This window comes from Aquimarina sp. I32.4 (assembly GCF_002924285.1).
Taxonomy (GTDB): domain Bacteria; phylum Bacteroidota; class Bacteroidia; order Flavobacteriales; family Flavobacteriaceae; genus Aquimarina.
The window spans coordinates 13,020-33,569 of sequence record NZ_PGUB01000052.1 but is presented as its reverse complement, the minus strand read 5'-3'; the positions used below and the strand labels follow the sequence as shown (position 1 = coordinate 33,569).

Below are 20,550 nucleotides of genomic sequence, written 5' to 3'. Positions count from 1 at the left end.
TTAAAAACTCGATCAATCTATCGGCATTCATTGTTCCTGAGTAAATCATAAATTGTACACTTCCTTGATTAGTTACTGTAGAAATCATATTTATAGAAAAGCGTTTGGACATGTTTTTTTTTACAGGAGTTTTTCCTTTAGGAGCATAAGAACGACCGTGTTGATTAGTATTTCTTACTCCAGTCTCGTCTCCCCATTGTATTTCTGCTTTTTCTTTTTTGGCGCTCTCTTTAATAACAGGGTATTGCTGATCTAACCATAATTGAACTTTTTTTGAACATTGCTCATAGGCTTGTTTCTTTGGTTTTTGAGGACTAAAACCCCAAGAGCGTAAGTAATCCCCCATCGTATTTATCGCTAATTTTATCCCATATTCTCTTTCAACTAACTCTTTTACGGCTTTACGTGTCCATAGACCAAAATCTAATTTTAATTGATCTGGCATAACATCGGTAATCATAGATTGAATCTCCAATTCTTGGGATTGGTTAAGAAGCTTCTTGTCCTGAGAACTAACTCCTCGTTTATTATCTATTAATCCTTCAATGCCTTTCTTATTATATTTTTTAACCCAATTGGTAATCGTATTCTGGTTAACTCCATACATAATAGCAACATCTTTCTTCCTTTTTCCTAAATTAATTTGTTTTATAGCCCGTTTGCGTATTTCTTTTCTAGTAGCCGAATCTACTGACCTAAAATCCATTTCTTTCATAGGGACAATATACGGATTTTATCCCAAATAATCTAATTATATTACCGCTATGTTAATATGATGATGATAGCTACATATAGTATTGTCGTGTTTGGTGGAGATAGGGAAATCTGCTTGTGATCACCAATAAGCACCAAAGCACCCCAGTAGAAAGGAGATAACTCACTACCTTTGTGTGTCTGAATATATTTTAATTTGGCATTACGCAGAGCAGTTGATTTTGTCATACCTTGATCCAATCCTTTATAAAAATCAATCATTAATTCTTGGTTGGACTTATCATTGGCAGCCCATAATGAAGAAACAACACTTTTTGCTCCAGAGTAAAAGAAATCTCTTGCCAAACTAAAAGCGGGACCATCTACCGTAGTTAGTATTCGGGACCCTTGATGATCATTAAGAATATAATGAAGCACAACCTCTCTGAAGGTTATTTTTTTGTCTCACGAATCATATCCAAGCTTACGACAGTTCTGAAACCTAAATGTTCTAAAGAAGAGTCAATACTAGTGGCCATCCTGGCACTATTGCGATAACTTGCACAGTATGAATCGCTACATAAAAAAGACCCTCCTTTGATTACTTTTTCTTGTACAGTAGGGTTATTGGGGTTGTATGGTTTTGATGCCCCTTTGGGATTATGAGCTACTCCTTGTTGTTTCAATTTCTTATAGTAAGTAATGTTATACCAATCTTGAGTCCATTCCCATACATTACCTGCCATATCATACAATCCATAAGAATTAGAAGGGTAGGAGCCAACAGGGGCTTTATTTTCATACCCATCTTTATTTGTGTTTTGTGTAGGAAATTCCCCTTCCCAAGTATTGGCATATTTGGTTAAGTTTTTTAAATTATTTCCCCAGAAAAAAACAGTATTCTTATCTTTTCCTCTCGATGCATATTCCCACTCAGCCTCACTGGGGAGTCTTTTTCTTGCCCAATTGCAATAAGCAACAGCATCTTCATAAGATATATGAACCACAGGGTGATTTTCTTTTCCTTGTATAGAGCTTTTAGGGCCAGAAGGGTGTTTCCAGTTTGCACCAATTTCCCATAACCACCATTGCGAATAATCATAAAGGTTAGGAACACTTTGATGTGCTTTTTTAAAAATTAACGATCCAGGTTGTAATAAAGAATCTTCAGGCTTTGGAGAATTAGGGGGGAGTTGTTTCTTTATTTCCTCCCATATAACCTCTCGCTCCGCCACTGTTGTATAGTAAGTGGCCTCTATAAATTTTTGAAATTGAGCATTTGTTACTTCTGTGGTGTCCATAAAAAATCCATCAATAAGTACCTCATGGGCAGGAGTTTCATGGTGCATTAGTAAGGTATCGTTTTTTATAGCTCCTTGAGTAAAACTTCCTCCAGGAATCCATACCATTCCTGTTGGAATAGATATTCCTTTAGGAATATTTTCTATAACCTGGATAGATGTAGTAAGAATTGATTCCTGTATTTTTTTTGGCTGCTGTTTTTTATTGCAACCAATACATATAATTACACTAGTAAATAACAGGATGTCTCTTATGTAAAAAGGGTGATATCTATTCAGAATCATTTGTGCTTTTGTTTAGGATGGGAATAAGTTGGTTCTTCAAATGTAATCTTTTTTTTAAGTCATGAAAAGATAAACTTTTTTGTGATATTCTACAAAACGAGAAAACTTGCTTTTAATCGAAGATTAATTGTTTAATGAAGTGTCGTTTTATTTTTTCAGAATTAGATATTTTAGTTTTAATGACTGTTTTTTAGTGAGTTGTGAATATGTTTTTTAGTAAAAAATTAGAGGATATTTCTTAATCAAAAGAATATGCTTGTTTGCAGTGGCACTTGTTTATGTGGTTTTTACAGTATGTACTAAAATTTAAAATGTAAGAAAGATATAAATAACTGGTTTTCAACTCATGTTTGTTGCAACAGATTTTATTTGAATCTCTATTGAAATAAATCTGGTCTTTTAAAAATAATAAATCATGAAGAAATGAAAAAGGAGTTAGATATTTCTGAGGTAAAATTGATCATACGTAATTTGGTCACATTTATAGTAGTAGAAGGAAAACAATATGTAAGTGATAATCAAAAGAAAGCTTATGTGTCTGGATATGTGCAGCTTTTGATCAAAACGATTCATTTGATTGATGAACAGGAGGAAATTTCTATTGTAGAAGATATAGCAGAAGATATTTCGACCTATCTTAAATAAAACTAGCAGATTATCAGTTTTATACGATGTTGAGTTAGCCTTTTTGTATAAGTAAGAAGGCTTACTTTTTTATAGTAATAATAACTTTTATATCTTATGCGCTGTAATACCCAAATCTATAGCGTAGTGAATGAACAAGATTATATTGAAAGGCTAAAAAAAGAGAATAAATTACTTCAGGATAAACTGGATAAAATAAATAAAGGAAAGCAGAAGAAAAGAAAATTCAGATGGTGGCTTTTAAAAAAATCAAGTACTCCAGTTTTTGGAGCTAGATTAAAGAAGAGTATTAGCACCGCTATTAATGAGTATAAAGAATATAAAACAGTTTCTGTAGATTCAGTTTCTGATGTGTCTTCTAGTGTGATTTGGCGTATTACCAGAGTTGGATTATTTGCATTTTTGTTTGCTATTATCCCTTCTTTGGTATTAATTGTTCAAACCAAATTATTAATCAATCAAAATAAATTGATTACTAATCAAAACAGTTTGGTTGAGGCAGATCGTAGATCGTCATTAGTATTTGTAATGAGTGATGTACTTGGTGATCTAAATGAGGAATTAAAGTACAAAGGCTCTGGAGGACGTAATATAAGTAAAACTCTAGAAGCTAGAGTTATTAGTTTGTGTATGGCAATGAAGCCCTATCGATATATCGATAATGATACAGGAGAATTAATAAAAGACCCTATCAGTCCAGAACGAGGACAACTGTTATTTAGTCTTTTAAAAAGTGATTTAGGGCCTGAGTCTTCTCAAGATATTTTGAATTCTGCTGATTTTAAATATACAAACCTTAGAAAGGTAAATCTGGGAAGAGGTGTAAACCTTAAATATGCTCGATTGGATCATTCTGATCTAACAAATGCTCAAATGCCTGCGGCCAATCTGGAGCGTAGTGATTTACGAGAAACAAAAATGAGTAAGATAAATTTGTCTGACGCTAATTTAAAAAGAGCGCGATTGAATAATACAGACCTTAAACATGCAGAATTGCTAAGTGTAGATCTTACAAATGCTAATTTATTTGGGGCTGATCTTACGGGAGCTGATCTTTCTGAAGCCGTGTTATGGGGAACTAAGTTAGAGAATGCTAATTTAACTGATGTGATATTAGATAATGTCATTGTAGACAGAAAAGATTGGATTGATTATGTTTCAGATACCTTAGATCTTGAAGGAGCAGGTGAAATTGAGAATAAATACAGGGTTAAAAAACAAGGTAAAAAACAGTTTGTTCTAGTGCCAAAAAAATAAAAAAAATTACTCGCTAAGTGAGATTTTAATGCTCCGAAGCTTGTTTCGAAATTGAAGATTTATTTCAAATAACTACTTCGTAGACAGGCTTACGAAGTAGTTTCTTTTTTTGAAAAAATCAAATCATGTGTTTTTTGCACTAGCCAGTTTCCTGCGGGAAAATATAAAGCAAAGAATAGAGCCATCCCTAGACTAAAATTTTGTGGGCTGAATATGTCATCTAGTATATTATTAGGGTAGACATATGATGTTTGTAGCCAATAGCCTAAGAACTCTAATATCCCCATAGCAACCAACCCATATGAGTATTGCTCAAAAAAAGAATAGTTTTTTAGTAGAATAGAAATAGGTACCATGTATAAGATGTAACAACTAATTACTTGCCACCAGTATGTAAATCGTGCAATTTCCATTTCGATTCCAAAACGATTCATAACTAGGCCCCATATAAAATAAATGATGCTATAGAGTAGAATCATTGTTTTGGGAGTGGTTTTTAGAGAGGATAGATGTTTGGTAAGTAGTTTTTTCATTGTGTAAAAGTTATTTGTGCTATCATGCGAAAAAAAGGTTTTTTTAAGATCTTATATTTTCTGATTCCGTTGTTTTGTAAGATTGTTTTTAATTCTTTGTATGTAAAAGCTCTCTGTATAGCAATTAATCCATCTTTTTTTGCGATTCTAGAAATAGGAAGAATGATTTGAATTGTTTTAAATGCATAATATGCAAGTATGTTTCTATTTAGCTCACTGAAAATAACATGTTTTATCTTTTTAGGCTGTATTTTATTTAAGAATAGATGTAGGTTTTTAGTGTTAAAATGATATATAAAATGGCTGCTGATTAAAATATCACAAGGAGGTGGAACAAAATTTACATCCAAGATATCTGCTACCATATAATTGATAAATGAGTTATTAGAGTTTTGTTGAATAGCATAAGAAATACTTTCAGGGTTGCCGTCAATCCCTGTTAAAACAGCCGCTATATTCTGTTTTTTTAATTCTTTAGAGATATATGCAATACAATCACCACCACCGCAACCAATATCTACAATATTAAATGTTTTTACGGTAGGTTTTGATTTACAGTATGATACAATTGATTTGCTTAATTGTCTGTGAGTTCCAAAAAAAGTATTGATAAATTTTAAACTACTCAAAGTGTTTTGTAACGATAATCCAGATAAAGATAGATTATCAAGTTGTTCAGGTTGTTGTAATCGAATCTTATGATTCACAATGTTGTATTAATTAACAAGTATGTAGATTTTTAGTCTATGGAATAAGAATATCTTTACAAAAAAATAAAGAATTAGATGGATATTGATCAAATAATAAGAAACAGGCGTTCTATTTTTCCTAAACAATATAATGAAAAGCCCGTTTCTAAAACGATTATAAAAAAAATACTGGAGAATGCTAATTGGGCTCCAACACATAGATTAACGCAACCTTGGCGTTTTAAGGTTGTACAAGGAGATGCAAAGAATAGATTAGGGATATTTTTGTCTAACACATATACCGATATCACTTCTGATAAGGATTTTTCTCCTTTTAAGTATGAAAAGATTCTTAATAATTGTACATCATCTAGTGTTATAATTGCTATTTGTATGCAACGAGACCCAAAAGAACGTATCCCTGAATGGGAGGAAGTGGCAGCTACTGCAATGGCAGTACAAAATATGTGGCTTACTTGTTCTGCTAATGAAGTTGGATGTTATTGGAGTAGCCCTAAGCTAATAGAGTATGTGGGTGACTTCTTTGACTTTGAAGAAGGAGAACAATGTTTGGGCTTTTTTTACTTAGGTAATTATGATAAAAGCGGGAGTGAGGTTTCTAAGCGAGATGCTATTGATAGTAAAGTAGAATGGATGGAATAATAAAAACCATCTGTAAAACAGATGGTTTTTATGTCATAACAGACGTATTTTATATTTTAAAATACTATTGTTGTGTCATTGCTTTAGCAAGTTCTGTCATTTCTTTAGACTTTGCAGTCATGTAGTCAGCCCATTTTTGAGCGTCATCACCAGTTAATTTTCCAGAAACTTCCTGAGCTTTTGTAGCAAGATCTTGTCCTTTTTGGCTAAGTCCAGCAAAAGCACTCATATCTTTACTTTCTACTATTTTCTTATACTCTGCTACGTACTCTTCGTATGAATTAACATATTCTTGAACAGCAGGGTCGCTAAAGCTAGGCACGCCTTCAACAGCAGCTTCTACTTTTTCTGCAGTTTCTTCAACAGCAGCTTCTACTTTTTCTGCAGTTTCTTCTACAGCTTCTCCAGCAGTATCAGCAGCATCTTTAGCTTTGTCTGCAGTGTCTTTACAAGAGATTACCGATAAAAACATTAGAGCTATAGCTCCTAAAAAAATTTTTTTCATAATAAAATAGATATAGTTAATTTTGGTTACTTAACGCCAAATTTAAGACTTTATTTCATCTATCCGAAATTTAAGATGGGTAAAAAATACACACTATTTCTATTTTACTATTTATTATGCAAGAATAAAATCTTAACTCATTTATAAACAAGGTGTTTGAAGGATTTGGTTTTCTAAGCTATTTGATAATAATTATTACTTGTTTTCTTGTTTTTATATATTGAATTATAATAGATATAGGATTATGGTTGATAAAATGAATATATCAATGATGTAAAAAGGTCAATTTTTAATATTCACGTATTCTAAAAAAAGGAGCAAGTTTAATCAATACCTTGTTATAAGTAGATAAAGTGTGTTATACAATATAGGTGTGCTTTGAATGAAACTTTATATGATTTTTTATAGTTCTTATAATTTCATCCATATCAGTTAATATTTGATAATCGGTATATCTGAGTACTGTAATCCCTAAAGAAGAAATGATCAGCTTTTTAGGAGCATCTAGATTATAGATGTCAGAAAATTCATGTGCATAGCTGTCAATCTCGATGGCAACCTTATATGTAGGGCAGTAAAAGTCAAAGTTGTAATTTGAAATAGTTTGGTTCTTGAGAAAGAGAAACCCTTTTTCATGGAGTTTGGTGCCAAGTTGACTAACAGCTGTAATTGAATTATCTAATGAATGTCTGATAATTTTCTCTGATACCTTTTGATATAATGGAATAGTTTGTGAAGACATAATGATTGCTTTAGTTGTAATTTTTCCAAATTTATGGAATTTTTCCATATAAATTAAAATCAAATCATGTTAAAATTGGAAATATTCCAAAATCTTGTATCTTTGTTATTCAATCATCTCAAATCTTAACCCCCATATATATGATAATAAATTAAAATTTGATTTTATGGATATTTCAACCAACCAAACCATAAAGCGTTTTAAACAAATTCGCGAAGAGAACCATTATACCCAATCTGATTTTGCAAAAGTATTGCAAATTAAAAACTCTACAGCTGATATAGAGAGGGGTAAAACTAAAATATCAGGAAAAGTTGTAGCTAGATTACTACAGGAATTTAGTGTAAATCCCTTGTGGCTTTTTGGAGAAAGTACCCAAAAGAATATACAACTACATTTGGGTGATGTATCGCCTAAAGTAGTTACTATTGATTCTGATAATAACGAAAATATAGTTTTGGTAAATGTAAAAGCCGCTGCTGGATATCCTCATAATGTACAAGATTTGGATTGGTATCAGCAGTTACCTGCTTTTGATATCCCCTTACCCGAATATAGGAATGCGACATATCGTGGTTTTCAGGTAGAAGGAGATAGTATGTTGCCATTGCTTGAACCAAAAGAGTGGGTGATAGGTAAAGCTGTAAATAATCTAGCAGAAGTAAGTAATAATACAATATGTGTTGTTGTTCTAGAAGATAGTGTTGTGGTAAAGAAAATTAAAAAGAATGAAGATGTTTCTGTGATCACATTGGTTTCTTTGAACTCAGAATACTTACCATACACCATCCAAGCACATCAAATTGTAGAGCTATGGGAAATAAATAGCAAAATCAGCTTTAATATTGAAGCTAATTCTGATATTGCAAGCATGAAACAGTTACAGGAAGCTATGTTAGCATTAACTTCAGAAGTTAGAGGATTAAAAAATTAATCAATTAAACCTGAGTTTTTAGCATGCTCAATAGCTTGCTCAGATGTTTGAACAAGAAGAATAGGGGAAGCAGTAAAAGAGTGTATTATTTTTTTGATTCGTTTTTCTTTTCGACGATGTTTTACATTTCTTAAGTAAATAGCCAAAATACGAGTAGGGTAGAGCTCTGCAATTTTGGTATAGATGTCTGCATCTTTTTCTCCGCTATCTCCAATTAAAATAAAATTAAGATAAGGATACATCTCTAGAAGATTTATGATTTCTGATTGTTTATGAGGTGTTTTTGGTTTAGGTGTTTTGTCAAAAGGAGTTCTAAAATCTCTTAGTAGTACGGGGCCTTTGGGAAAATTATTTGTTTTTAGAAATTCATTTAGATAATCATACAAATTCCAAGGACTGTTGCTTACATAAAAAAAAGGGTTGGCTGTGCCTGAATTTTTGCCAGAATGTAGTTTGTTATAAAATTTGGCAGTACCTTCTATAGCAGTTCTTTTATCAAAGTTTTTAAAAAATGTATTTGCAATTACCCTCCATTTAAATACAGATGCTACACCTGTATGTATGATAGTATCATCGATATCACTTATAATTCCAAAATCTGCTTTGTCAGAAGGAATAAGCATCTGGCTAGTGAAGTTGTTTTTATTATTTATTTTTTTTTGAAGTTCTTTCTTATAAGAAACACTATATGTGATCCAGCCTTGATTGTCTTTATATTTAGAAAGTGTTGTGTTGTTAAGTTGTATATGGTAGTAGCCTTCTTGATCTGTTTTTGTGTCAATAATATGACCATCAGGTAACTTTAATTCTATAAATGTATTTCTAATCTCATCACTCTCAAATTGTCTGTATATATTTCGTAACGTTTTGAAAATGTTTTGATTCTTACCAAAATTGATATTTTCATCTTCAAGAGCTCTTCCTGTAGCACGAAAGAGAGTATCTGTACCATAACCAAGATATGTGTTAATACGTAAAGCTTTCTTCTTAAACATGAAAAAAAGGATTTTTATAGAGTATAATAAACTGTTTTTTTATTTAGATGATATATTAGTCGTTTGAATGAGTCAATCTTTTAGAAAAATAGAAGCGTTTATGTTTTTTTGGAAAATTCGGGATTTCTCCAATAATCGAATATCCGTTTTTTATATAAAAATCTTTGGCTTGAAAATCAAAGGTATCTAGCATAGCAATTGTTGCTCCTTTGTCAATAGCCATTTTTTCAACATGAGTAAGTAATCGAGTTCCGATTTTGTTATTTCGATATTCTTCTTTTACCCACAATATTTTAATTTCAAGACCATTCCAATATCCTATTCCAGCAAGTATACCAGCTATTTCTTCATTGTTTTTGCCTTTGACTACATATTCTAATGGAGTCCATGTATCAGACATAGGAGGAACTTTGCTTAGGTTGTATTTGTTTATGCCAGAAACAATTTTTTTACAATTTTCTTTATTACAATGTTCAATAACAAAATTATCTGCCATTTTACTTTTTTTATTGCAAGTTACACATAACCTCAAAATAAACAACCTCACTATAGGAGTGAGGTTGTTTATGGATTGATTTATTTTTTATTGTAGAGATATTTTGTTTTTAGTTTCTTTAACAATGGGGTTTGTGTTTTTGTCTTCTAGGGTTACTATTTTGTTTTCCAATTTTGTTGTTACCTCTTCGTTTTGTATAGAAATAGTATGTTCTGTTTCTGTTTCGTTTGTAGCAACGGCAGTTTCAGAATCATGTTCTCCTAAGATAGGCGCAATTACTAGACCTACCAAGCAAGTAAGTTTAATAAGAATATTCATTGATGGACCAGATGTATCTTTAAATGGGTCACCAACAGTGTCTCCTGTTACAGCCGCTTTATGTGCATCAGAACCTTTGTATGTCATTTTACCATCAATTTCAACACCAGCTTCAAATGATTTTTTTGCATTATCCCATGCGCCACCTGCATTATTCTGAAAAATAGCCCACATAACACCAGATACACATACACCAGCCATATAACCTCCAAGAGGTTCTGCACCAAATAATAGTCCAATGATAATAGGAGTAATGATTGTAATCAATCCAGGTAAGATCATTTCCTTTAATGCAGCTTTTGTAGAAATGTCTACACATTTAGCATATTCTGGAGTGGCTGTACCTTCCATAATCCCAGGTATTTCTTTAAACTGGCGTCTTACTTCTTGCACCATCTCCATAGCTGCTTTTCCTACTGATTTCATAGCTAATGCAGAAAATACTACAGGAATCATACCTCCAACAAATAACATTGCGAGTACATCAGCCTTAAAAATATTAATTCCGTCAATTCCAGTAAAAGTAACATATGCAGCAAATAATGCTAATGCTGTTAATGCAGCAGAAGCAATAGCAAAACCTTTACCAACCGCGGCAGTTGTGTTTCCTACAGAATCTAAAATGTCTGTACGTTCACGCACATGATCATCTAATTCACTCATCTCTGCAATACCTCCTGCATTGTCTGCAATTGGTCCAAAGGCATCAATAGCTAATTGCATAGCTGTTGTTGCCATCATTGCAGAAGCTGCAAGAGCAACACCATAAAAGCCAGCAAGCTCATAAGACCCATAGATAGCAGCAGCAAATAATATAACTGATAAAAATGTTGATTTCATACCTACTGCTAATCCAGCAATAATATTGGTTGCCGCTCCAGTAGAACTATTTTGTACAATATCAAGTACTGGTTTTTTGCCTAAGCTAGTGTAGTAGGCGGTTACTACAGATATCAATGCGCCTACTGCCAATCCGATAAGAGTTGCATAAAATACATTCATTGATGAGATTTCTTTAGTTCCTTCTCCAAAGAAGTTCATTTGCATGGTTTCAGGAAGCATATATTGAATCAAGAAATAACTGGCAATTACCGTTAGAATAATTGCAATCCAATTCCCTAAATCTAAAGCTTTTTGTACTTGGGATTCTTTGGCATCATTACTTTTGATGCCTACCAAAAATGTACCTAGAATAGATGCCAAAATACCAACTCCAGCAATTACTATAGGTAATAGTATAGGGCCCATATTACCAAAAGCATCTGTAAATTGAGTGGTTTGAGACATATCTCTAATCAAATAGTTACCTAATACCATTGCGGCAAGTACAGTGGCAACATATGAACCAAATAAATCTGCTCCCATACCAGCAACATCTCCTACATTGTCCCCCACATTATCTGCAATAGTTGCAGGATTACGAGGGTCATCTTCTGGTATACCAGCTTCTACTTTTCCTACAAGGTCAGCACCTACATCAGCAGCTTTGGTGTAAATACCACCCCCAACACGAGCAAATAGAGCGATAGATTCTGCTCCTAGAGAGAATCCCGCAAGTGCTTCTAGTACTACCGTCATTTCGTTATAAAAACTCTCACTTCCTGTAATAAATTGACTAGTAAAAAACAAAAAGAATAAACTAAGACCTAATACAGCAAGCCCTGCAACTCCTAGCCCCATAACAGTTCCTCCGCCAAAAGACACTTTTAATGCTTGTGGAAGACTGGTTTTTGCAGCTTCAGCAGTTCTTGTATTGGCCTCAGTAGCAACACGCATACCTATATTACCTGCAAGAGCAGAAAATATTGCTCCGAATACAAATGCAGGGACAATCATCCAACTAGTGGTATCTACAATTATAGAGATACCAAATAATGCTATCGAGGCAATAATTACAAAAATTACTAATAATTTATATTCTGCAGCAAGAAATGCTAAAGCCCCTTCTTTAATACTTTTAGAAATTTCTTGCATTCTATCATTCCCAGGGGCTTGTTTTTTTACCCAAGCCATTTTGACAAACATAAAAAGTAGCCCCAGGATCGCCAATGAAATTGGCACAAAGATCATATTTGATTCCATAAATATATTTTAAGTTAATTAGTTACTAAAAGTAGTGAAAATAGGCTAAATACAAAAGGATGAGTGGATTGCATACTAAACAAAAATTAATCGCACAAAAGAATAGAAAAAAACTACTGTTTTCAGTCAAGGAATAGTGGTTTTCTTCATATAGTTTTGCTGCAGTCAAAAGGATAGATAGGGTAAAAGGGTTATATTATTTTGTGTTATTTCTTAAAAAGAGAAAAGACAAAATTAAAAGAAATGTATAGGCTGATTATTATTGAGAAATAGATTCTCAGATATCTATGATTGTAAATCTGAATTAATGGTGAAATTATGAAAAAAAATATTTTAAAATTGCAAGTAGAGCTTTTTTAATAGGCTGTTTTGGCGTGTTTCTTATAAGTTGTGAGGGTGAAGATGGAGAAAATGGAATAGATGGCGTTAATGGTATTAGTGGAGTAGATGGTTCAAATGGTGCTAATGGCCAGAATGGCGCTAATGGTGAGAATGGAGTAGGTTTTGATGAATTGACAAAGTATGGTAAAATAATATTGGATATTGCAGGAACCAGATCAGACAATGTTGCTTTTGCTCATACAGCTGAATTAAAATTCATACATAATGATTCTGGAAATAATGAGGTGTTTTACGATGCTCCTAATATTGGTTTTTCTGTGACTAGATTTGTAAACTCTCCTGATTCTCGAGAGGATAGTTCTGTTAGGCTTTTTTTATTTGTGAATGATGCGGGGTTACCTACTCAAAACTTTGGTTTTAATGTGCGTTTTGATGATTATTCTGTAATTTCTGATGATTTAAAGTATTTTGATATACACGATACATATGGTCAGTCTGATTTAGGTGTATCAGATGCAAATATAACAGGCTATAGTTTTGATGAGGCAACTAATAATCTAAGATGTACTTTTATGATGACTGTTGCTGGCACCAATAATATAACAGGAAACGATATGATTATATCAGGTACAGTTGATGTAATTGTATTGGAAAACTTAGGGGGAGTGCCTTTGTAGTAGGTGTTATAACTTATTTATAGAGAGGCTATCCAAAAAAGATAGCCTCTTTTTTTGAATATTTTTATGTAAGAAGAAGGATTGTCAATAAAATAAATAAAAGAGAATGAGTTTTTATTTTGGTAAACTATTATTAATAGGAATGTTTCAGTTCTTTTTTATAATAAACTCTATTAATGCGCAATATGCTTTTGAGGAGAATCCAGCTCCTTATTATGAGGAATATGGTGATTGGGTAGTATATGATAGAGAAAACAATCAAAATAAATATGATTGTACACAGACTATCGAGCATTTTTATGGCAATAAAGATGATCTAACGATACAACTAACCTGGTTTGATGGTGATGTTGATTTTGGTGTGATCCGTATTTTTCGCAATAAGAAAGAAATTCAAGAATCTGGATCTTTTTCTCGGTTAACCATGGCAGATACCAAAGTTCTAGTATCAGATATAAATGGTGATGGGTATAAAGATGTGAAGTTAATACAACAAGGTACAGGAAATGGAGTAATGGGGATGCTAGTAAAGGTGTTGTATTTATTTCAAAATAAAGAAGGGGGATTTCACAAGATATCTTTTGATGATATGACATTCAAAAAACATAGGGAGGAGAGAGATATTGATAATGATGGTAATTATGAGATCGTAACGATGAACCTTGAATATATAAAAGGGCATAGCTATTGGGTGTTTAATCTGTATGAATATGTAGATGAAAGTCTAAAAAATGTGAATATAAAAAAAGGATATCCTATTGCTATTCCTTATACCAATAATAGAAGTTATAAAATTACTAAAGATATAAGTGTATCTCAACTAAAAGACTACGAACGAGAGTTTCCAAAAGAGTATGTGGTAAATTGAATATCAACTAAATTGCCGATATAAGTGTCTGTATAAAAGACATGCTTGTATCGGCAATTTTATTCTTTTTGGCAAATACCAAGTGTATTCGCTTAAGAGATACTAAAGAGCCCTTCAGGCTTGTCTGCTATATCTTCAAAACGTTTAACACAAGATTTTATAATATCTTTAGCTTCATTCATATCGCCCCATCCACCTACATCAACTTTTTTCTTTTCTAAGTCTTTATATACTTGGAAAAAATGTTCTATTTCTTTTATTAAATGAGGATTTAGTTCTTTAAGATCTGAAATTCTATTCGCTATTGGATCAGAAATAGGTACACAAATGATTTTTTCATCTGGTCCTTTTTCATCAGCCATATGAAAAACTCCAATAGGTTTTACTTCAACAACACACCCTGGAAATGTAGGTTCTGTAACCAATACCAATACATCAAGAGGGTCTCCATCTAGAGCAAGAGTTTCTGGTATAAAACCATAATCTGCTGGATACATCATAGAAGAGAAGATCATACGATCATATCTGATTTTTTTTATATCAAAATCGTATTCATACTTATTTCTACTTCCCTTTGGGATTTCTATTAGTACATCAAAGCTTTCTTTGGTAGCTGCGCTCATAATTTAATTCTCTTTTTTTATCGGCGCCAAAGATAAGTATTACTGAGGGGAGTTAAAATTTATAATTATAAATTATTACATCAGATAAAAGATGTTTGATGTAAACTAGCACACTGTCAGGGTGGTATGGAATAAAAAAACATAAAAAATAACAGTGTGGTTTCGTTTATTTTACTTTGTAAATAGCTTATTTGCCTAAGTTTTTCTTAAAAATAGAAACCAAAAGATCCTGTAACTCCAAACTTACGAGCGTCTGGATTATCAAAATAATTTCCTCTAAAATGAAAATCTATTCTAAAAATTTTGAAAATATTACCTACACCAAAGCTATATTCCCAATATACTTTATCGCTAGGTGCCATTAGAGTTTCATTAGATGGAGCACTAAGTAAAATGTTGTCATTAGATAGCTCTCCCCAAGCTCCACGTACCCCAACAAGTTCTCTCAGGTTTAGTTTTCTTAAGAATGGTATTCTAGAAAATATTCTACCATTGAAATTGTGTTCTAGATGCAAGGTTGCATAGGTATCAGTAACAAACTCATAAAAGTTAAGTAAAGGGAAAGTATTGTATATAGATAAGTATGTCTGATTTCCTGGTATAACGCTTAGTAAACCAAGAGGGACATCACCATAAGTTTTTCCTAATTCTAGAGTGCTATTTAATCTACCGAAACCTCCAATATTCCACGGTTGTTGGTATAAGAGTTGAATTTTTTGATAGTCAAAATCACTTTCTATAATCCCTTGTAATCCTACGCTATAATTAAGAAATAAAGTGGCAAAATCTCCAGAATTTACAATGACTCTATCTACTCCGTACCCTGTTGTTTTTCTACCAGGAAAATAAGCAAGAGAAGTTGCAATCTCAGTCTGTTGGATTTCGGTTTCTAATACATTTGTTTCTGGATTGATATAGTCTAGGCTGAATAGTGACCTATCTGCAGGTTTTAGATTTCTATATGATCCTGTGACTCCAACTGTAAAGTTTTTTCTGGGTTCAAACTGCATAGAGAAAGCAGTAAGGTTGATAGAGGTAAGTCTAGTGTTATCTCCTGTAGCAATAATAGATGAGGAGGCTAAACTTCTTCCTTCTACATCATTTGTATTAGTTAAACTAGCGCCAAGTTGCTCTACATCTCTACGATTTCCTGCTGAGATAAGTAGCCTAGATTTTCTGTCTACTAAGTATTTGCCAGATACTCCGTATTTAAATTTTTGATCTTTAAATCCATAAGCACCATACCCTTCTATTCTCCATCTATCATTGGCGGTAAAATAAGTTCGTCCCCCTGCCCGTAGTCTCCATCCTTCGATGTCATTGTAGCCAATGGTAGAAAAGAGTGGGCCAAAATCAAAGTTGTTGGCTTCTATGTACCCTGTTGCTAATATGGTTCCAACGTTATAAAGCCTTTTAAAAGCTTTTACTGTTTTTAGAGTGTCAAGTAGCTTGTATACTTTTTGCTCATCTTTATTTAATTTTTCCATTCTGGCATTAGACCAAAAAGAATCTTCTCTGTTATAAATATCTTGATTATAAGGGTCTACCTGACTTTGGTAGAATTTTTTTCCTTTTTTTATGTCAAATTTATAATTATTGTATAAAGTAGTTCTTTTTCCATATACCCCTCGAGATTTTTCTTTTTTACTAAAAGAAAAATCAGATTGAAAATAGTCTTTGGTTATTAAAAAGATAGAGTCATTCAATACATCAAATTCTTGTTCAATATAAAGATCTTTTACCCAGTTTATGTTTGCACTTTTGGTAACTTCAAGATTTATTTCTTTGATAGCCCAGGTAGAATCATTCACCCAGAAATCACCTTTGAATGTTAACTCATTCTTTCTTCTAGGGTAATAAATAATATTATAACACCATTTATTATCAATATAAGCACTATCAGAAAGAACATAATTGTATACACCTACTCCAGTTCTTGATAGAGGGCTAGTAAAACTTTTATCAAAAAACTTAAGGTAATTGTCATATATGTCATAATCTGAATATAAATCTTTGACAAATGCAATTAGTGTTTGATTGTCACTGAATCCAGCATTTTTATTTCCTGTAAGAACTTCTTTGTATTCGTTGATTTGATTGTCTCCATATACTTTTGAGAGCGCTTCATTAAGGAAGATAGGTAAGTATGTTTTTCCTGTTATTCTTGATGTATCTACATCATCAAAAATAAACTCCATACCATTAAAAATTCTACTGTTGACAAGCGTGCTATCTATAGTATTTAAGTCAAACTCTAATTTTTCATACTTATCATAAGTATATTGTTTGAATTTTTTTACACCATTCTCTCTGCGATGATCCCATATTTTTCTTAAGATGTCAATAGCTGGATTATTCTTTTTAGAAGTTTTGCCTTTATAGATAACTACTTCATCCAATGCAGCTGCTTCCTCTTCCAGAATGATTTCCATTTTGTAAGTAACCCGTTTATCTAATTTTATCGTTTTGGTTTTAAAACCAATAAATGAAATTGTTACATTAGAGTGATTATCATCGGACTCTAAATAAAACCTACCATTTTCATCAGTGATCGTTCCAACTGTAGAGTTAGCAAAAATAATATTTGCAAAAGGAACAGATTGTTTATTGCTGTCAAATACTTGACCTCCAATCTTAGTCTGAGAATGTATGGAAATACAGCTAAATATGATAAAAAGTATTCCTGAAATCAAATGTTTCATCTAAAGCTATTAAAATTAATACTTGTGATAATTAGTGGGTCACATCAAATTTTGGACCATTTATATGATTCATATTCCAAAATTGATGAAACGTAAAATAAAAAGAATCATTTTATTTATACATCACTTTTTTAACAGCTTTTACAACATCCTTACTATTAGGGAGCCATTCTTCTAATAACCCTGGAGAATAAGGAGTTGGTGTATCTGCGGTATTTATTTTTAATATAGGAGCATCCAAATGATCAAAAATAGTTGATTGAACCTGATATGTGATTTCAGAAGCAATATTAGCCAAAGGCCAAGCTTCTTCAAGAATAATTAGACGATTTGTTTTTTTAACAGAAGTGAAAATAGCATCCAAATCCAAAGGACGAACTGTTCTCAGATCAATGATTTCACAAGAAATATTTTCTTTTGCAAGTTCATCTGCAGCTTTATAAGCTTCTTTTATAATTTTTCCAAAAGAAACAATAGTAACATCATTACCTTCTCGTTTAATCTCTGCTACTCCAAGAGGAATCGTAAACTCACCCTCAGGAACTTCACCTTTATCACCATACATTTGTTCACTCTCCATAAAAATTACAGGGTCATTATCTCTGATAGCAGATTTCAAAAGACCTTTGGCATCTTTAGGGTTAGAAGGAATTACTACTTTTAGTCCAGGAGTATTAGCAAACCAATTTTCGAAAGCTTGTGAATGTGTAGCTCCAAGTTGTCCTGCGGAAGCTGTAGGTCCCCTAAATACAATAGGGATATTGAATTGACCTCCACTCATTTGACGCATTTTTGCAGCATTGTTGATAATTTGATCAATACCAACTAAAGAAAAGTTGAAAGTCATGAACTCAATAATAGGGCGATTACCATTCATGGCACTACCAACTCCTATACCTGAAAATCCTAATTCAGAAATCGGAGTATCTAAAACTCTATCTGAGCCAAACTCATCCAACATGCCTTTACTCGCTTTATACGCTCCGTTATATTCTGCAACTTCCTCACCCATTAGGTAAATAGATTCGTCTCGTCGCATTTCTTCACTCATAGCCTCGCAAATTGCTTCTCTGAATTGTATGGTTTTCATGTTTCTATATTTATTATTTTTTTTAGTTGGTATAACTAATCATTTAAGTCGTTATGAGAATCAATAATTAGTTATGCATTATAGTATTTTTTATCATTATGGTTTTGTTGATAAAAAATATTTTGTATAATAACGAAGGCAAAAGTAGGAATTAAAACCCTTTGATAGGGGATGAATAAGGAAAAAATTTACTATGCACGCATAGTAAATGAGACTTTTTATTTGTACATTCGCTTTTATTATTAAATTCTCAAAAAATACATATATAAAATGAAGATATTAGTTTGTATTAGCCACGTGCCAGACACGACTTCCAAAATTAATTTTACGGATGGCGAGACCAAATTTGACACCAATAGTGTTCAATTTGTAATTAATCCAAACGATGAATTTGGATTGACACGAGCAATGTGGTTTAAAGAAAAGCAGGGAGCATCAGTAGATGTTGTAAATGTAGGAGGAGCCGAGACAGAGCCTACCTTGCGAAAAGCTCTTGCAATTGGTGCCGATAATGCTATAAGAGTAAATACAGAAGCTACAGATGGTTTTTATGTAGCTAGACAATTAACAAAAGTTGTACAGGATGGAGGATATGATCTTGTAATTGCTGGTAGAGAATCTATCGATTATAACGGTGGTATGGTTCCTGGTATGATCGCAGGGCTTACTGGCGCTAATTTTGTAAATACATGTATCGGTCTAGAAGTAGATGGTGATACTGCAACAGTAACAAGAGAAATAGATGGAGGTAAAGAAACCTCTACAGCCAAATTGCCTTTGATTATAGGTGGGCAAAAAGGATTGGTAGAAGAAAGTGATTTACGTATTCCTAATATGAGAGGGATTATGATGGCTCGTAAAAAACCACTTACTGTAGTAGATGCTATAGAAGCAGGTCAGGAAACAAAAGCGATTCAGTTTCAAAAACCAGTTCCAAAAGGAGAGGTAACATTAGTAGCTCCTGATAATATTGATCAGTTGGTAGAGCTATTGCATAATGAAGCCAAAGTAATTTAGTGAAAACTAAAATATTCTGAATCAGTTTCAGAATCTTCTTAAACGAGTTAACAAAATAATCAAAGAATTCCTGAAAACATAAAGGAATCATTTAAAACAAAATTTTATGTCAGTTTTAGTATATACAGAAAGCGAAGGCGAAAAATTTAAAAAAGCAGCCTTTGAAGTAGCATCTTACGCAAAAGAAGTTGCTGCAATGCTAGGGACAACAGTAACGGCTGTAAGTATTAATGGAGGTAGTGGTAGTGAATTAGGGGTGTATGGAGTGGATAAAGTATTAGAAGTTAAGAATGATAAATTATCGACTTTTAATGCAAAAGCATATGCAGATGTTATAAAACAAGCAGTAGAGAAAGAACAAGCTAAAGTGGTTATTGTAAGCTCTAGTGCAGATAGTAAGTTTTTGGCACCTTTATTATCAGTGCACCTTAATGCAGGGTATGCACCTAATGTAGTAGCATTGCCAGAAGAGAGTTCTCCTTTCAAAGTAAAAAGAACAGCTTTCTCTAATAAAGCATTTAGTATTACAGAAATAACTACAGATGTAAAGGTAGTAGGTCTTTCTAATAATGCATTTGGACTTAAAGAAAATGCAGCAGCAGGTGCATCAGAAGCATTTGAACCAACTCTTTCTGATAGTGATTTTGGAATAGAGGTGACAAATATAGATAGAGCTACAGATAAAGTTTCTATTGCTGATGCAGAAATAGTAGTATCAGGAGGTCGAGGATTAAAAGGGCCTGAAAACTGGGGTATGATAGAGGATCTTGCAGAAGTACTAGGTGCGGCAACAGCATGTTCAAAACCTGTAAGTGATTTAGGGTGGAGACCACATGCAGAACACGTAGGGCAAACAGGGAAACCAGTGGCATCTAATCTATATATAGCAATCGGAGTATCAGGTGCAATCCAGCATTTGGCAGGTATTAATGCCAGTAAAGTAAAAGTGGTAATTAATAATGACCCTGAAGCACCTTTTTTTAAAGCTGCAGATTACGGAATAGTAGGTGATGCTTTTGAGGTAGTGCCAAAACTTATTGAAAAATTAAAAGAATTTAAGTCGAATAACGCATAATTTTCATAAATTGTGCCC

At 32.8% G+C, this 20,550-nt stretch carries 21 protein-coding genes; 8 read left to right on the top strand and 13 right to left on the bottom strand.

Going from position 1 to position 20,550, the window contains the following annotated elements:
• The 3 genes from CVD18_RS12845 to CVD18_RS12835 form a co-directional block, all read right to left on the bottom strand.
• Positions 1–715 (bottom strand): IS630 family transposase (locus CVD18_RS12845; RefSeq protein WP_103865846.1); only part of this gene is annotated, 715 nt, incomplete at its 3' end.
• 47 nt (positions 716–762) lie between these two features.
• On the bottom strand, positions 763–1,131 hold the full coding sequence (locus CVD18_RS12840; protein ID WP_158250454.1) for a CHAT domain-containing protein: 369 nt from the start codon (positions 1,129–1,131) through the stop codon (positions 763–765).
• A 14-nt stretch (positions 1,132–1,145) separates the two neighbouring features.
• Positions 1,146–2,279, bottom strand: a complete 1,134-nt coding sequence (locus CVD18_RS12835) for a formylglycine-generating enzyme family protein (RefSeq protein WP_103865844.1) — start codon at positions 2,277–2,279, stop codon at positions 1,146–1,148.
• 423 nt (positions 2,280–2,702) lie between these two features.
• On the opposite strand from CVD18_RS12835, the gene CVD18_RS12830 reads away from it, so the two are divergent.
• Both CVD18_RS12830 and CVD18_RS12825 read left to right on the top strand, forming a co-directional pair.
• Positions 2,703–2,924 (top strand): hypothetical protein, encoded by a 222-nt coding sequence (locus CVD18_RS12830; protein ID WP_103865843.1) that lies wholly within the window; start codon positions 2,703–2,705, stop codon positions 2,922–2,924.
• A 96-nt stretch (positions 2,925–3,020) separates the two neighbouring features.
• A complete protein-coding gene (locus CVD18_RS12825) occupies positions 3,021–4,181 on the top strand; it encodes a pentapeptide repeat-containing protein (protein WP_103865842.1) in 1,161 nt (386 codons plus the stop codon).
• An 89-nt stretch (positions 4,182–4,270) separates the two neighbouring features.
• Here CVD18_RS12825 and CVD18_RS12820 read toward each other — a convergent pair whose 3' ends face one another.
• On the bottom strand, positions 4,271–4,714 hold the full coding sequence (locus CVD18_RS12820; RefSeq protein ID WP_103865841.1) for a hypothetical protein: 444 nt from the start codon (positions 4,712–4,714) through the stop codon (positions 4,271–4,273).
• Positions 4,711–5,421: a methyltransferase domain-containing protein gene (locus CVD18_RS12815; protein ID WP_158250453.1), complete on the bottom strand. Its 711-nt coding sequence runs from the start codon at positions 5,419–5,421 to the stop codon at positions 4,711–4,713. The genes CVD18_RS12820 and CVD18_RS12815 overlap by 4 nt, the downstream gene beginning before the upstream one ends.
• Before the next feature lie 78 nt (positions 5,422–5,499).
• On the opposite strand from CVD18_RS12815, the gene CVD18_RS12810 reads away from it, so the two are divergent.
• Positions 5,500–6,066, top strand: coding sequence for a nitroreductase (locus tag CVD18_RS12810; protein WP_103865839.1), 567 nt, complete (start codon positions 5,500–5,502; stop codon positions 6,064–6,066).
• A 64-nt stretch (positions 6,067–6,130) separates the two neighbouring features.
• On the opposite strand, the gene CVD18_RS22985 is transcribed toward CVD18_RS12810, so the two are convergent.
• Both CVD18_RS22985 and CVD18_RS12800 read right to left on the bottom strand, forming a co-directional pair.
• Positions 6,131–6,571, bottom strand: a complete 441-nt coding sequence (locus tag CVD18_RS22985; RefSeq protein ID WP_199185079.1) for a hypothetical protein — start codon at positions 6,569–6,571, stop codon at positions 6,131–6,133.
• Between the two features lie 358 nt (positions 6,572–6,929).
• The gene (locus tag CVD18_RS12800) at positions 6,930–7,313 is read right to left on the bottom strand and encodes an endonuclease domain-containing protein (protein WP_158250452.1); all 384 of its coding nucleotides are present in this window, start codon (positions 7,311–7,313) and stop codon (positions 6,930–6,932) included.
• A 166-nt stretch (positions 7,314–7,479) separates the two neighbouring features.
• Between CVD18_RS12800 and CVD18_RS12795 the strand changes: the two genes are divergently transcribed.
• The gene (locus CVD18_RS12795; RefSeq protein WP_103865837.1) at positions 7,480–8,247 is read left to right on the top strand and encodes an XRE family transcriptional regulator; all 768 of its coding nucleotides are present in this window, start codon (positions 7,480–7,482) and stop codon (positions 8,245–8,247) included.
• On the opposite strand, the gene CVD18_RS12790 is transcribed toward CVD18_RS12795, so the two are convergent.
• The 3 genes from CVD18_RS12790 to CVD18_RS12780 all read right to left on the bottom strand — a co-directional run bounded on the left by CVD18_RS12790 (position 8,244) and on the right by CVD18_RS12780 (position 12,138).
• Entirely contained in the window at positions 8,244–9,242 is a 999-nt protein-coding gene (locus tag CVD18_RS12790) for an App1 family protein (protein ID WP_103865836.1), read from the bottom strand. The genes CVD18_RS12795 and CVD18_RS12790 overlap by 4 nt on opposite strands.
• Positions 9,243–9,297: 55 nt before the next feature.
• Positions 9,298–9,738, bottom strand: a complete 441-nt coding sequence (locus CVD18_RS12785; RefSeq protein WP_103865835.1) for an N-acetyltransferase — start codon at positions 9,736–9,738, stop codon at positions 9,298–9,300.
• 87 nt (positions 9,739–9,825) lie between these two features.
• Positions 9,826–12,138, bottom strand: a complete 2,313-nt coding sequence (locus CVD18_RS12780; RefSeq protein WP_103865834.1) for a sodium-translocating pyrophosphatase — start codon at positions 12,136–12,138, stop codon at positions 9,826–9,828.
• A gap of 374 nt (positions 12,139–12,512) precedes the next feature.
• Between CVD18_RS12780 and CVD18_RS12775 the strand changes: the two genes are divergently transcribed.
• Positions 12,513–13,157, top strand: a complete 645-nt coding sequence (locus CVD18_RS12775; protein ID WP_103865833.1) for a collagen-like protein — start codon at positions 12,513–12,515, stop codon at positions 13,155–13,157.
• A 106-nt stretch (positions 13,158–13,263) separates the two neighbouring features.
• The gene (locus CVD18_RS12770) at positions 13,264–14,025 is read left to right on the top strand and encodes a hypothetical protein (RefSeq protein WP_146052781.1); all 762 of its coding nucleotides are present in this window, start codon (positions 13,264–13,266) and stop codon (positions 14,023–14,025) included.
• A 92-nt stretch (positions 14,026–14,117) separates the two neighbouring features.
• Here the strand turns inward: CVD18_RS12770 and CVD18_RS12765 are convergent, their stop codons facing one another.
• The 3 genes from CVD18_RS12765 to CVD18_RS12755 all read right to left on the bottom strand — a co-directional run bounded on the left by CVD18_RS12765 (position 14,118) and on the right by CVD18_RS12755 (position 18,473).
• Positions 14,118–14,648: an inorganic diphosphatase gene (locus tag CVD18_RS12765; RefSeq protein WP_103865831.1), complete on the bottom strand. Its 531-nt coding sequence runs from the start codon at positions 14,646–14,648 to the stop codon at positions 14,118–14,120.
• Between the two features lie 206 nt (positions 14,649–14,854).
• The gene (locus CVD18_RS12760) at positions 14,855–17,350 is read right to left on the bottom strand and encodes a DUF5686 and carboxypeptidase-like regulatory domain-containing protein (protein WP_103865830.1); all 2,496 of its coding nucleotides are present in this window, start codon (positions 17,348–17,350) and stop codon (positions 14,855–14,857) included.
• A gap of 112 nt (positions 17,351–17,462) precedes the next feature.
• Entirely contained in the window at positions 17,463–18,473 is a 1,011-nt protein-coding gene (locus CVD18_RS12755; protein ID WP_255409448.1) for a pyruvate dehydrogenase complex E1 component subunit beta, read from the bottom strand.
• Between the two features lie 237 nt (positions 18,474–18,710).
• Here CVD18_RS12755 and CVD18_RS12750 point away from each other — a divergent pair, with 237 nt between their 5' ends.
• Together CVD18_RS12750 and CVD18_RS12745 are read left to right on the top strand one after the other, a co-directional pair.
• Positions 18,711–19,457 carry an electron transfer flavoprotein subunit beta/FixA family protein gene (locus CVD18_RS12750; protein ID WP_103865828.1) on the top strand — a complete coding sequence of 249 codons (747 nt, stop codon included), beginning with the start codon at positions 18,711–18,713 and terminating at the stop codon, positions 19,455–19,457.
• A 106-nt stretch (positions 19,458–19,563) separates the two neighbouring features.
• Positions 19,564–20,532, top strand: a complete 969-nt coding sequence (locus CVD18_RS12745; protein ID WP_103865827.1) for an electron transfer flavoprotein subunit alpha/FixB family protein — start codon at positions 19,564–19,566, stop codon at positions 20,530–20,532.
• Positions 20,533–20,550 lie beyond the last annotated feature (18 nt).

Excerpts from the sequence above, each read along its gene's own strand:
- CVD18_RS12810 (WP_103865839.1), top strand. The coding sequence starts at position 5,500 with ATGGATATTGATCAAATAATAAGAAACAGGCGTTCTATTTTTCCTAAA.
- CVD18_RS12835 (WP_103865844.1), bottom strand. The coding sequence starts at position 2,279 with ATGATTCTGAATAGATATCACCCTTTTTACATAAGAGACATCCTGTTA.
- CVD18_RS22985 (WP_199185079.1), bottom strand. The coding sequence starts at position 6,571 with ATGAAAAAAATTTTTTTAGGAGCTATAGCTCTAATGTTTTTATCGGTA.
- CVD18_RS12825 (WP_103865842.1), top strand. The coding sequence starts at position 3,021 with ATGCGCTGTAATACCCAAATCTATAGCGTAGTGAATGAACAAGATTAT.
- CVD18_RS12760 (WP_103865830.1), bottom strand. The coding sequence starts at position 17,350 with ATGAAACATTTGATTTCAGGAATACTTTTTATCATATTTAGCTGTATT.
- CVD18_RS12765 (WP_103865831.1), bottom strand. The coding sequence starts at position 14,648 with ATGAGCGCAGCTACCAAAGAAAGCTTTGATGTACTAATAGAAATCCCA.
- CVD18_RS12800 (WP_158250452.1), bottom strand. The coding sequence starts at position 7,313 with ATGTCTTCACAAACTATTCCATTATATCAAAAGGTATCAGAGAAAATT.
- CVD18_RS12790 (WP_103865836.1), bottom strand. The coding sequence starts at position 9,242 with ATGTTTAAGAAGAAAGCTTTACGTATTAACACATATCTTGGTTATGGT.
- CVD18_RS12745 (WP_103865827.1), top strand. The coding sequence starts at position 19,564 with ATGTCAGTTTTAGTATATACAGAAAGCGAAGGCGAAAAATTTAAAAAA.
- CVD18_RS12795 (WP_103865837.1), top strand. The coding sequence starts at position 7,480 with ATGGATATTTCAACCAACCAAACCATAAAGCGTTTTAAACAAATTCGC.
- CVD18_RS12830 (WP_103865843.1), top strand. The coding sequence starts at position 2,703 with ATGAAAAAGGAGTTAGATATTTCTGAGGTAAAATTGATCATACGTAAT.
- CVD18_RS12785 (WP_103865835.1), bottom strand. The coding sequence starts at position 9,738 with ATGGCAGATAATTTTGTTATTGAACATTGTAATAAAGAAAATTGTAAA.
- CVD18_RS12780 (WP_103865834.1), bottom strand. The coding sequence starts at position 12,138 with ATGGAATCAAATATGATCTTTGTGCCAATTTCATTGGCGATCCTGGGG.
- CVD18_RS12770 (WP_146052781.1), top strand. The coding sequence starts at position 13,264 with ATGAGTTTTTATTTTGGTAAACTATTATTAATAGGAATGTTTCAGTTC.
- CVD18_RS12750 (WP_103865828.1), top strand. The coding sequence starts at position 18,711 with ATGAAGATATTAGTTTGTATTAGCCACGTGCCAGACACGACTTCCAAA.
- CVD18_RS12820 (WP_103865841.1), bottom strand. The coding sequence starts at position 4,714 with ATGAAAAAACTACTTACCAAACATCTATCCTCTCTAAAAACCACTCCC.